Raw genomic sequence first — 13,178 nt, 5'->3', positions numbered from 1 at the left:
AATAATTGATGTGTGATTGAGAACCTTTGAGAGGATGATATGATTAAGGTGTTGGTGTTTGGTCAGACCCTTCAGGATGCCGTCGAAGAGCCTGAATTTGAATGCGAAGTCCCTGAACCAATAACGGTGCGGGAACTCTTTCAAGTCCATGCTGAAAAGTTTGAGCCCTTTCAATCGTTTCTCGTTTCTAATCAAGTCATGGTGACAATTAATCTGAAGATTTCAACCTTAGAGTCAAAGATTAAGGATGGCGATACGCTCAAACTCACACATCAGTTTAATCCCGAACTTGAAGGTGCCCGCTGGCATAATCCCTAACCGCAGTCTCCTCCCTCCCCATGAGGGATCTCGCCGACAATTGTCAATCATTCATGCATAGTTAAGTACGCATGGCCATTAACTCCGTAGCTTCTGGAGTATTATAGCGAATCCAACAATTTGAATGCCTGGACACGATACCATGCAAGAAGGTGCAATCTTGCATAGCATTCAACGGCGTGATTCAGCCATCGACCTGATGCTTCAACTACACGTGTCCAGGTCCAGCTGGGGCATATCAACGAACCCCGCTCGGTTACTCACTTCAAAGAGTTGGAGATTATACCTGCATGGATTCTCTGACAGCAACAGCAATCGATCTTATATATGACGTAGTGAATAGCAAAATTTAGCAATATGGTATTCTACCGATTCGGTATAACTGAAACAGCTATAAGCCATCATCTCTACAAAGCAATTTTCAGACTTTTTTCTCTTTTCAAATGTTTATAGATGACTAGCCATACATTGTATGGAGAACCCGTTCTCGCGTTGAAGTCCTTTATTGAATCTCCGTTTGTCGATGAAGAAAGCGTTGAGGTGGTTATTCGAAGGATTTTCCAGGCGCGAGAGTGAGTGAAGAAATGAACAACTGTTGATTACATGACACCCTCCACCTCGGTTATTGAAATTGGATAGAGAATGAAAGAATACTAGCTGTCGCTCAGGATGTGGAATGGTCGCTTCTTGGTCGCGAGGTTTTCGGTATAGCGCATGAAAGCGTACTGAGCTTAAAATGAAGAATACACATGATGGGCTTCGGGGGCTGTTGATCTCTTTGAGTCTTGGTCTGGTACCAAAGAATCTGTCGTGTTGCCTTCAAGATCAGTATTTATCAGTATCCAGGAATCAGGGTTGGCATTAATGGCTGTGACTAATTCAGCGTGGAGTTGATGGCCAGCTCGATCAGCAATGAAGTGACCAATAACCGGTACTCCGAGTAAGGCTAAGTCACCGATAAGGTCTAGGATTTTGTGACGAACGCATTCATCTGTATAGCGGAGGCCGGTTTCATTCAAAAGTTCTGTATCCGAAAAGACGAGCGTGTTTTCCAATGAACCTCCCATCCCAAGCCCTCGAGACCAGAGCCCTTCTACTTCTTCCTTGAAAGCAAATGTTCTGGCGCTTGCGATATTTCGTTGAAATTCTGTTGGAGAAGAGTGATGAACATAGGTTTGAGATTGAATGAGCGGGTGATCATACTCAATAGAATAAGAAACCTTCTGTAGCGGGGCGGGGTAGACGGTCAGTGATTTATTGCCGCGTTCAACCGATATAGGATGTACAATTTTCAAATACGTTCTCGGGATCGTTTGTTCGATAATTCCCGCTTCTTGCAGCAATTTCACAAATGGCGCCGAGCTGCCATCCAGAGCAGGGATTTCATTGCCAGCAAGCTCGAGGCTGGCATTATCAATTTCAAGCCCAGAAAGTGCGGAAAGGAGATGTTCAACTGTTTGTATTTGAAACGCATTGAAGCTCAGCGCTGTGCATAAATCCGTTGGATGGAGGCATTGAATGGTAGCTGGGCAGGCTTCGAGCACACCTGATGTGACTTTGTGAAACACGAGGCCTGTACTAGGAGGCGCAGGGTGAATCGTCAGTTCAGCCCTCTCTCCAGAGTGAAGTCCTACTCCTGAAACAGAGATCGCCTTACCAATCGTTTGTTGAAATCTCATTCACGCCTCTCATTAGGTTGGAGTCACATGCTGAAAATGGGAAATTCTAGCAATAGAAAGAGCAATTAAGATGCCGAATAATGAATGAGCAAAAACGATTATGAATTGAATGAAATGTATAACAATGGTAACGTGTTTATCCTCAAAGGTCCAGTAAAAATGTTGCGTGAATGTTGCACCTGTATCATTTTTGTCTACTATAGCGAATCCCAAATAAGTTCCAGCTCGGCAATCAACTAACCCCGCGCCATGACTCACTTCAACCACGCGGAAATTATTTGAACCGGCTATAGTCATCTCACCAGCAGGCATCCCGCATTTTGTGTTTTGAAGAATTTCCGAATGTGATGAAGGCTCTCCTAGACATTTTGACCCCTGAAGAGTGTTTAACAATCGGATCCTGTGAAAAAACGTTCTTTTGATGGCAAGAGCAACTTTGTTGGCGGCTGGTCATGTCATGCACGCAACTCTAAAATAACGTGTTGCTGAGAGCTAGATGTAAAGGGAAAGTTTACAGAGAATTTACGCGGGGTCTCGCGTGCACTCTAGCGAATCCAAATACGTTCCAATTGAGGCATATCAACTAACTCCGTGCGATGACTCACTTCACACATACGGAAGTTATTGGAAACCGCTATAGGAGCGTTTATGAATTAATGACAAAGGGTTGCGTGAATACAACGTATTCTTTGGGAAGATGGTCACATTTGTTTGCCTGAATCAGTCCTCGAATGATTCCATGGTGTTTTTTTGGTAATCCAGACTCAATAAATGCTTCTTCAAAGAGAGGCCATCTGAGATGCCGATGAGTCGCGAGTTGTTCTCGTTCCTCTTCAGACTTCTGTTGTAACGAGGTCGAGAAAAAGCGAATGGCTTTTTCGACGCTGTTATAGGGAGGCGCAAGATGGAGACATGCATAAAATTGTTCAAGATGATAGCGGAAGTCCTCACGGAGTGATAGCACGAGGTTGTCAGGTTGTTGGCTCATTAGTTTATCCAGTTAAGAGAGTCGTAGATTGGCACACGAGCGAATCATCATAAAAAAAAATAGAGGCCAACCTCAAGGGGGGTTGGCCTCATGTGGCTCATGGGTGCTGAGAAAAGAAAAGCGTTCTGAATCTGCAAGCGCTACTTGATGGCAGCCAATAATTGTTTCATATTGGGATCTTTGAGTTTTTGGAGGGCCTTGGCTTCGATCTGTCGCACACGTTCTCGTGTGACCGACATCGTCTGTCCCACTTCCTCTAGCGTCCACGGTTCATCTTGCCCGAAGCCAAATCGGAGGCGAATGACCATTTGCTCTCTTTCGGTCAGTGTGCTGAGAACACGCTGGACTTGTTGATTGGTTTGTTTTTTCGCAATAGGAGATTCTGGAGAAGCGGATTTGACGTCAGCTACAAAGTCCGTTAAGAGCGTTTCGCCATCTCCGACCGGCGTTTCAAGTGAGAGTGGATCTTGAAAAACCTGTACCGTTTCCTGGACTTTATCAGGGCTAATATTTAAAAACGTTCCGATGTCTTCCATTTGTGCTGGTGCGGCATATTGCTGGGTCAATCGTTTGGACACACGGGCAATCTTATTCGAAATTTCGTTCATATGGACTGGGATACGAATTGTTCGTGATTGATCAGCCAGAGCTCGAGTAATTCCTTGGCGTATCCACCAGGTTGCATAGGTGCTGAATTTAAATCCTTTGCTATGTTGAAACCGCTCTGCGGCTTTCATTAGACCAATATTACCTTCCTGGACAAGATCTAAGAAGGCAAGGCCATGTCCAGCGTACCGTTTGGCAATGTCGACGACTAATCGTAAGTTTCGTTGGACAAGCTCTGTTTTGGCCTGTTCCAACTGTAAGCCGGCAGCTTGCAGCTGTTTGCAGAGCAAGGCAATCTGTTTTGAGTGTCGTCCGTCTTCTTTCTCTAAGGTCAACAACGTGAGTCTGGCTTCTTCAATAGCAGGGACGGAAAGTCCAGTGAGTTGATGAATCTCTTTGAGTTTGTCAATGGCCTGCTGTTGAGGTGTTGATTTCGGCAAGAGTTTAGCCACTTGCAGACCTTGCTTTACCGTGGTTCGTATTGAATGACTGGCTTGGTCAATACGTTTTCCCAATTCGGCTTCAGAGTGACGGTCGAGCAAGGGTTTTGGTCCGAAGGAACGAAAATACAGAGATTCGAGTGCCGGGGAATTGGTCCCTGCTGACGGGGTATATGTTCGACCAGCATCTGATGGCATTTCGTCAATATGAGTGTTGGAAAGAGTGGCTTGTGTGTGTTTCATAATCTAGGTTTCCATGGGGTGAATTGTTTCGACTTTTTCATTTAAATAACAGATCATATAATTGACCTTTGATAATCATGAAAAAAGCAAAAAACAAGCCACGTATGAATAAGAGTAGAAAAAATTAGTGTATTTACCTTCAGGTATCCCTCTGTTGTCCGTTAGGTGTTGAGTGGTCATTTAGAGGAGAAGGTTTTGTTGGTTGCGGTTGAGATTGCCTAACCTGTTGTAAAGATTGATATTTCAATTTAAATTTCTCATGTATTTCAGAAAGGACATGAAGGAAGACTGAATAGTACCTTCTTTCCGAGTTCTCTATTCATGTGTTTCATCGGATGAGTAAGGAGGTTCCTGGAGTCAACAGCGGAAAAAGGTTGGAATCTTTGACTCTGTGAGGCATTATTTGACAGTTTTTCAAGTTAATGGCCATGAACAGATGAAAAGTGATGGTGCGGGTCGTTCTGTGGGCAGTGTTCTTTAAGGCAATATGAGGAAGACTGGGGAATGATATTGCGGAAATGACATTGCTCTAGCCGTTTCAGTTATACCGAATCGGTAGAATCCAAAATTGCCAAATTTTGATATCCACTACGTGATATTCAAGGTCAATTGCTGTCAGAGAATCCGTGCGGGTATAACCTTCTAATGTTTGACGTGGGTAATGACGCTGGCTTGGCGACCTCAAGTCGACATCTCAGGAGCAGAACCGCGTTGAACGTCAGGTACCTATTGAGGTTACGCAGGATCACACAACAATCGTCGCTACGAGGACACCTGTAACCCTCATGGTTCGTATGCCGAGTGCGTCTCACTCAGTAGGGGTTGGACTGACAAAGAGCACTGGCGTGTTACGCGTTCGTGTCCTAGGCCATCTATGAGAACATCATTGAGTGACCCTAGTGAACTTCAGTAAAGATTGAAACGACAAGGTCAGTGGTGCGTTGGGCGTTCGTGGCCTAGGCCCCGAACTTATTTGGATTCACTATAGATCTGCCCTTTTGGAGAAAAAATTTGTGGAATATTTTATGGACTCGTTTCATGCGATGTTGAATTTCGACTTCCAGTGCCAGAGCTCCATCATTCCAATTTTTTGTCGTAAACCCTAAGCGTCGGGCCAAAAAAATCAAGCCATCAGAACTGGATTCTGGCAACACCAGGTCTTGCGCATGTCCTCGAACAATACGAAGTGCGTCGATCAACTGACGAAAAAATAGATAATCTTCATGTAGAACAGTTTCTTCATCAGCTTGAAGAATCTTCCGCCGTTGAAGTGTTTTTAATGCCTCAAGCGTATTGGATGTACGGAGCGATGATAAGCGATGACCGTGCATTAGCTGGAGATATTGAGTGAGGTATTCAATATCAATAATACCGCCTGGGCTATATTTCACATGAATGGACTGTCCTGGCACGAGTTCTTTTATTTGTCTGGTTCGGAGACCGAGAGCGATGTGTAACTGCCAGGGTTTGGCGCTATAGACATATCGATCACGATGCGTTTCCACTTTTTCCCCTAATATAGTATCGCCGGCAACATGACGAAGTTTGATCAAGGCTTGACGTTCGAACGGGGCTGCCGAACCATCATGATTATAATACTTGCAGATTTCTTCGAAGGAATTTGCCAGAAGGCCTTTGTCACCATAAGGCCTCAGTCGTGTGTCGACATGAAAGATACCCTTATTTTTGGCTTCAATCCAACGAAGAATTTCTTGCACGAGTTGTTCGAAGTAGTCAGTTGAGACCAATGGGAGTGCACGGCCAGCGGGTTTTTTCATCTCATAGACAAACAATACTTCAATGTCAGAGGCATAGCCAAGTTCTTTTCCTCCCAATTTTCCCAGACCAAAAATGGCGAATGAGTACTGTGGGATTGCGAGTTTAAGCCGTCTGAATTGCTTGGCCAGAACCTGTTGCGCTTCGCGCAACGCATAGTCAAGGACGATTTCAGCAAGATTGGTTAAGGCGAGTGAAAAGTCAGGCAACCAAGCGGTATCCAGCATGTGCTTCATGTCGATTCGGAATAATTCTTGGTCCTTAAACGTATTCAGGCGAGATCTTCGCTCTTCAGTGGATTTACAGGATTTAAGTTGGGCGGTTAGTGCTCGGTCAAGATCAGCCTTTTCGCGGATAATGGGCCCCTTCAGGAAACCTGACATGGCCGGTAAAAGATTCGAATGTTGTCGGCGAAGCAGGTCTTCCCAAAGAAAATCACTACTCCCAAACAATTTGGCGAGATGGCCGAGTAACGATTGCTGTCGTAAGAGAGAAAATGTTTGAGGGTGTTGTTGGTCTCCTTGTAGATCATCCAAGAGTTGGTCGAAGTGCTCGAGGGCTTTCCCTGGATCAGGTGCCCATGTCAGAAAATGTGAAAATTCTTTGATGAGTGCCGCAGTGGACGTGAGTTCTTGTTGTTCATGGCGATCGTTGATTTTTCCTCCCGTTCGCCCTTGGACAAATAATTCATTGTGAGCGGTGTGACCTTTCACTTCAATTTTGGCTTTTGAGATATAGACTCCGCGCATGGTGAGGGCATTGGCAAAGGTATACAGGAAGGCTGGCGTATCTGTCGCACGAATTTCCATGACGGTGGCATCTGGTGCACGATCGTTGTGAAATTGGATTTCCACTGGATGAACCACATCGGAGACATGCGGCTTGAGTCGCTCAAGTGTTTCAATCAGGGCACGATTGACATGGCTACGAACTTTTCGGAAATGGCGATCCTCGAGCAGGCGGATCATAGAGAATACGGCTTCTCGAAAGGTCATCTGCTGGGCACGGTGAAAGACGCATCCCGGTAACAGCTTGACGTTGAACACATCGACCACTTTTTTTCGAGAAAGCCCACGTATTGACTTCGCGGCGAGGGCAGACCCTGCTCCAGTTTGGGCTTGACGTCGATGGCGATTAGATAGCGAAGTCTGTGTCGCGACGTGTTCCGTCAAGGTATAGATTGTCGCATTTCGAATGTCGAGCCCGACGGACGATAAGAGGCCACAAAGCATGGAAAACTCTGAATAATAATCATAGGCGACAATCGTTAATTGGTAGATATGCTTTGGGCATTTTTTTATGGTAATAGCGCATGGATTCTCAGGTGTGAGGGTACCGACTAAAGCGAGATGTTCGATGACGAGATCCAGCGAAAAGTGATCGAAATATTCTGGGTCCATTCGATGAACAAAATCCTGGATAATGAGCGGATTAAGCTCAGGACAGGCATCCTGCAATTCTTGAATTCGATGCTGATGGTCCATCACGATAAGAATATCCTGAAATGGGGATGCATTGTAAGGTCCATAGTCTGATCGTATATAATAGGCATTCTTTATGAAAGACCCTCAAAAACGAATCTCACGCGCCAAGCCTGAAGCTCACACACTCGATCCCACGCCTCTTTTACTTTCATCGACTTTAGGGGCCAATGAAGTGGATCGCTTACTTAGGCCGTATGGATTTGAGAGGCCAGCTCAGGCCGATGCTAATCTGCAGGCGATGGCTGGCCATCCAGAAGAACGTCGGGCCCTGTCGGTCATTCTAGCAGACTTACTGTGGGCGATTGGCGAAACGGCTGATCCTGATCAGGCTTTAAATTTCTGGGACCACTATATCGCGACAGGTGTTCAACGTCGATCGCTTTTTCAATTTTTAGGCCAAGCACCGAGAATGTTGCATTTGATGAGTATGATTTTTGGCAATAGCCCGGCCATGGCCGAGACGCTGATTCGCGATCCCATGCTCATGTATTGGCTCGTCGAAGAGCAGGTTGAAAGTCGGGCTCCGACTCGTCGGCAAATGAATGACGATCTACGAAAATCTTTAGCCACGTTTCAGCGTTATGACATGAAAGGGGATGCTCTACGACGCTTTAAGCGGAGAGAAATGCTGCGTATCGGTATTCGAGACATGTTGCGTGTGGCAGATGTCTCAGAAACGGTGGGCTCTCTCTCAGATATGGCCAATGTCCTGATCCAAGCGGTCTATGAACTCGCTGATGAATATTTCCGCGCACAACATGGGACGCCATCTCATCGTGACCGGCATGGACAGTTGACTCGGACGGGATTTGTCGTCATGGGAATGGGAAAACTTGGAGGAGGGGAACTGAATTATAGTTCTGATGTGGATCTTGTGTATCTGTATGAAACGGGTGATGGTGAAACGCAATCGGCGAACGGGCAACTTCCAATCTCTAATGATGAATACTTTGAGAAACTCGCGCGCGAAATTACGCGTGTGCTTGATGTCACGACGGATGAAGCCGCGATCTTTCGCGTCGATTTACGTTTACGTCCTGAGGGTGACATTGGAGCCGTAGCCAAATCGCTAGAGGATTCAGTGCATTATTACCGAACTCGTGGACGAGACTGGGAACGGATGGCATTTATTAAAGCGTATCCGATTGCTGGAGCGAAGCCGATCGGCAGGTTGTTTCTTCGTCGCATTCGATCATTCATTTTGGGAAAAAAGAATGCAACGACTCAAGATGTCCTGCAAACGGTTCGGTCACTGAAACTGAAAATTCATACGAAACTTCTTCGACGGGGCGAAGAAACACGGCATGTCAAATTGGGTGTCGGAGGAATTCGAGAAATCGAATTCTTGGTCCAAGCACTCCAGTTGTTACACGTTCACCAAACACCACAGGTGATGGAACGAAATACGATAAAGGCCCTGGCTCTTTTAGGTGGAGTAAAGATTTTGTCTGAAGAATCGGTTGAACAACTGAATAGTGCCTATCGATTTCTTCGCGACCTCGAACATAAATTGCAAATGGTGAATGATCTCCAAACGCATGTCCTTCCCCGTGATCTAGAAGAGGTGGCGAAATGTGCCGTCCGTATGGGGTATCCCAAAGGTGAATCATATGCCAAAACAGCTCAAGCATTTTTAGATGATTATGGCCATCATACCTCAGTCGTTCATCGTCTCTATCAACAGACCATCGGGCTTTAGATCTTAAGGCTTGAAATGTTCATATTTATGGTTATCTAGAGGACAGACCAAAGATGACGATGATACGTGGATGAGGAAGAACTATGTACATAAAGGGGTTATATGATGGATATGAATAAAATGACAATAAAACTTCAAGAAGCTCTTCAAGCGGCTTCTGGCATTGCCATGCGGAGAAATCATCAAGGCGTGGATGTCGAGCATTTGTTGTTGGCTTTACTCGATCAGAATGGTGGACTCACGAAACCCATTCTTGAGCAGGCAGGTGTGTCGCCGGTGGCCGTACAGCAAGCGTCCGAGCAGGCCGTCAATAAAATCCCTCAAGTTCAAGGTCGTACAGGTGGCCCTGGGCAAATTCATTTAACACCAAGGATTGCCTCGGTATTGTCGCATGCGGAAGATGAAATGAACGGACTCCAGGATGAATATTTAAGTGTCGAGCATGTACTGTTGGCGATGGTGGAAGAAGGTGGGATTTTTCGCGCCATCGGTCTCAAGCGCGATAAATTACTTGCAGGACTTCAACATGTGCGAGGGAATCAACGTGTGACGAACCAGGATCCAGAAGGCACCTATCAATCACTTGAAAAGTATGGACGAAATCTGACGAAACTTGCGGAGCAGGGGAAGCTTGACCCTGTCATTGGTCGTGATGAAGAAATTCGTCGGGTTGTCCAGATTTTGTCGAGACGAACAAAAAATAACCCCGTTCTCATCGGTGAGCCAGGAGTCGGAAAAACTGCGATTGTCGAAGGGCTGGCACAACGTATCGTTAAGGGAGATGTCCCTGAAGGACTGAAACAAAAGCGTGTGGTGGTTCTAGATATGGGGGCGTTGGTCGCGGGTGCAAAATTTCGTGGTGAGTTTGAAGAACGACTCAAAGCAGTCTTGAAGGAAATACAGTCTTCTCAAGGGCAAATTCTTCTTTTTATCGACGAATTACATACCGTCGTCGGGGCAGGGGCGGCAGAAGGTTCGATGGATGCCGCGAATCTGTTAAAGCCAATGTTAGCCAGGGGAGAGCTTCATTTAATTGGAGCTACGACCCTAAACGAATATCGAAAACATATTGAAAAAGATGCTGCCCTTGAGCGACGGTTTCAAACAGTGCTCGTTGATCAACCTTCTGTGGAAGATACGATATCCATTCTACGTGGTCTGAATGAACGGTATGAGGTCCATCATGGGGTTCGAATAAAAGACGTGGCGCTTGTGGCCGCTGCCAAGCTTTCGCACCGATATATTGGGGATAGGTTCTTGCCTGACAAAGCTATTGATTTGGTCGATGAAGCTGCTGCGCACCTACGGACGGAGATCGATAGTATGCCAGCGGAGATGGATGAACTCTCTCGAAAAGTGATGCAGTTGGAAATTGAACGTGAAGCCCTGAAAAAAGAAACTGACCCTGGAAGCCAGGTTCGACTCGAAAATCTCAATCAAGAACTGACAGAAAAACAGCAGGCGCTTGAAGAGCTCAAATCTCAATGGGATACCGAAAAAGCGTCAGTTGGACGGCTCCAGGATCTTCGCCAGCAGATGGAAGATGTGAAACGAGAGATTGAATTAGCCGAACGGAATTATGATCTAAATCGAGTCGCCGAGTTACGCTATGGGACGCTTCCTCGTATTGAGCAGGAACTCCATGCCGAAGGCGAACATCTTGGTGAAAAACAGGGAGAACATCGTTTATTAAAAGAGGAAGTCGATGAAGAAGATATCGCCGAAGTTGTGAGTCGGTGGACCGGAATCCCTATTAGTCGTCTGATGCAGGGAGAGGTGGAAAAGTTACTGCGCCTTGGGGACTTGCTTCATGAACGGGTGATTGGGCAAGAGGAAGGGGTGCAAGCAGTCGCGGATGCGGTGCTGCGAGCACGATCTGGTCTGAAGGATCCTCAGCGACCGATTGGATCGTTCTTGTTCCTTGGGCCGACTGGAGTTGGAAAAACTGAGCTCGCCAGGGCGTTAGCCAGTATTCTTTTCGATGACGAAGGCAATATGATTCGGATTGACATGTCCGAGTACATGGAAAAGCATACGACGGCGAGACTGATCGGTGCGCCTCCTGGATATGTGGGCTACGAAGAAGGAGGACAGTTGACCGAAGCTGTCCGTCGTCGGCCATTCTCCGTCATCTTATTCGATGAAATTGAGAAAGCCCATCATGATGTTTTCAATGTCTTGCTTCAGGTCTTAGATGATGGAAGACTCACCGATTCTCAAGGACGTACCGTAGACTTTAAAAACACAGTTCTGATTATGACATCGAATTTAGGGAGTCAAGAGATTTTAGATGCGCAGGAGCAAGGATTGTCATACGAACAACTGCATGCATTAGTCATGAGTGAGGCAAAACAGCATTTTCGTCCAGAGTTTCTGAACCGTGTTGATGAAGCGGTCGTGTTTCACCCACTGACAACCACAGACTTGAGTCACATTGTGCAGATTCAATTAGAGAGACTTCGTCAACGTTTAGTTGAACGTCGCATGACGTTGGACGTGACGGATTCGGCCATTACGGAATTGGCTTCACGTGGCTATGATCCTGTGTATGGGGCTCGTCCGCTTAAACGATTAATTCAGCGTGATATCGAAACCCCGCTTTCTCGACTCATTGTGAAAGGAGAGTTGAAGGATGGAGAACGTGTGACGGTTGACTTTCAAGACGGTGCGATGACTTTCGCGACACAGTCCGAGGATGTCTCCCTAACGTAATTGTTTTGAAAATACTGATCATACGAGTAAAGGCTATTGTATGGCTTGAAGTTTTAAGGACAGATGTTGGTCTTTTCCTTGTCGGCGAATTTTGATCTTGATACGGTCTCCAACTTTATATCGGTCAAGAATCATAGCGAGATCGTCCACAACTCTGACGGGTTTACCGTCAACTGCTGTAATGACATCGCCTAGCCGAATTCGTCCTCCGCGCATTTCTCTGGCACTTTGAAGGCCTGCTTGACTTGCCGGTCCTCCAGGTTCGATACGAGCGATCACCAGACCTTTAATTCCCCAACGAGCAACAATGGAGTCAGGAATGAGGGAAATGCCAAGCCCAGGCCGAATCACTTTTCCAAATGTAATGAGTTGAGGGACAATACGGCTGATGGTATTGACAGGCACCGCAAAGCCAATCCCTGCAAACGCACCACTGGGGCTGATGATTTGTGTGTTGACGCCTATTAAGTGGCCACGGCTATCCAGTAATGGACCACCTGAGTTTCCAGGATTGATCGCGGCATCGGTTTGGATGACACCTTCGATGGTTCGTTCATTCAACGATTTGATCGTGCGCCCCAAGGCACTCACGACTCCAGTGGTCAAGGTGTGGTCCAAGCCAAATGGGTTGCCGATGGCGAGGACTCGTTGTCCTACACGCAAATCTTTTGAGCTTCCAACGTCAATGGGGTCAAAATTTTTCGTGTGATCATGAATATGTAACACCGCAAGATCATGATCAGGGTCAACACCAATGACGCTGGCTTTATGGGTTGACTGATCATCCAAGACGACTTGTATGGAGTCTGCCTGATAGATGACATGAAAGTTCGTGACAATATGTCCATGATTATCCCAGATAAAACCCGACCCTGATCCTTGAGGAACTTCAAACGTATTTAATGACCAAAAGTCACGACGCAGGGCGGTATTCGTAATATAGACAACTGAGCGGCGGGCACGTTCAAACACTTCTATAGTCGCTATTTCGTCAGGACTTAATGAGGAAGGTTGTTGATTTTTGGTGAAGAAAATTTGTGGCTTTTGGATTGTGGATGCAGTGTAGAAATGATGGTCTTCCGTCCTCGTCTCAGCACCAAAGGACCATGAGAGGTCAAGCATGAGCAGAATCAAAATCACAAAGGAGAAAAGGTTTATCGATTTTACCAACGAATGGAGGGTGTTGTGTACTTTGTAATTTTTACTCATGATTTACATTCGTTGTGAGAATCC

General features: G+C 46.1%; 9 protein-coding genes. 3 read left to right on the top strand and 6 right to left on the bottom strand.

What is annotated here, in order from left to right:
* Nucleotides 1-39: 39 nt before the first annotated feature.
* Complete coding sequence (locus tag ACWQXP_RS07990; protein ID WP_454062296.1) at nt 40-318, top strand: MoaD/ThiS family protein; 279 nt, start codon at nt 40-42, stop codon at nt 316-318.
* A gap of 731 nt (nt 319-1,049) precedes the next feature.
* On the opposite strand, the gene lpxC is transcribed toward ACWQXP_RS07990, so the two are convergent.
* From lpxC to ACWQXP_RS07965, 5 genes are all read right to left on the bottom strand, one after another.
* Entirely contained in the window at nt 1,050-1,997 is a 948-nt protein-coding gene (gene lpxC, locus ACWQXP_RS07985; RefSeq protein ID WP_454062295.1) for a UDP-3-O-acyl-N-acetylglucosamine deacetylase, read from the bottom strand.
* Nucleotides 1,998-2,009: 12 nt separating this feature from the next.
* Entirely contained in the window at nt 2,010-2,390 is a 381-nt protein-coding gene (locus ACWQXP_RS07980) for a hypothetical protein (RefSeq protein WP_454062294.1), read from the bottom strand.
* Nucleotides 2,391-2,643: 253 nt separating this feature from the next.
* Nucleotides 2,644-2,985, bottom strand: coding sequence for a hypothetical protein (locus tag ACWQXP_RS07975; RefSeq protein WP_454062293.1), 342 nt, complete (start codon nt 2,983-2,985; stop codon nt 2,644-2,646).
* A gap of 140 nt (nt 2,986-3,125) precedes the next feature.
* Entirely contained in the window at nt 3,126-4,274 is a 1,149-nt protein-coding gene (locus ACWQXP_RS07970; protein WP_454062292.1) for a sigma-70 family RNA polymerase sigma factor, read from the bottom strand.
* A gap of 956 nt (nt 4,275-5,230) precedes the next feature.
* Nucleotides 5,231-7,534 carry a [protein-PII] uridylyltransferase family protein gene (locus tag ACWQXP_RS07965; RefSeq protein ID WP_454063007.1) on the bottom strand — a complete coding sequence of 768 codons (2,304 nt, stop codon included), beginning with the start codon at nt 7,532-7,534 and terminating at the stop codon, nt 5,231-5,233.
* Nucleotides 7,535-7,607: 73 nt separating this feature from the next.
* Here ACWQXP_RS07965 and ACWQXP_RS07960 point away from each other — a divergent pair, with 73 nt between their 5' ends.
* Nucleotides 7,608-9,233 carry a [protein-PII] uridylyltransferase family protein gene (locus tag ACWQXP_RS07960; RefSeq protein ID WP_454062291.1) on the top strand — a complete coding sequence of 542 codons (1,626 nt, stop codon included), beginning with the start codon at nt 7,608-7,610 and terminating at the stop codon, nt 9,231-9,233.
* A 105-nt stretch (nt 9,234-9,338) separates the two neighbouring features.
* Entirely contained in the window at nt 9,339-11,945 is a 2,607-nt protein-coding gene (gene clpB, locus ACWQXP_RS07955) for an ATP-dependent chaperone ClpB (protein ID WP_454063006.1), read from the top strand.
* 33 nt (nt 11,946-11,978) lie between these two features.
* On the opposite strand, the gene ACWQXP_RS07950 is transcribed toward clpB, so the two are convergent.
* Nucleotides 11,979-13,154 (bottom strand): S1C family serine protease, encoded by a 1,176-nt coding sequence (locus ACWQXP_RS07950; RefSeq protein WP_454062290.1) that lies wholly within the window; start codon nt 13,152-13,154, stop codon nt 11,979-11,981.
* Nucleotides 13,155-13,178: the final 24 nt, after the last annotated feature.

The organism is Candidatus Nitrospira salsa, from assembly GCF_965152625.1.
The sequence above is the reverse complement of the archived record's forward strand: the minus strand, read 5'-3'. Positions and strand labels throughout refer to the sequence as shown.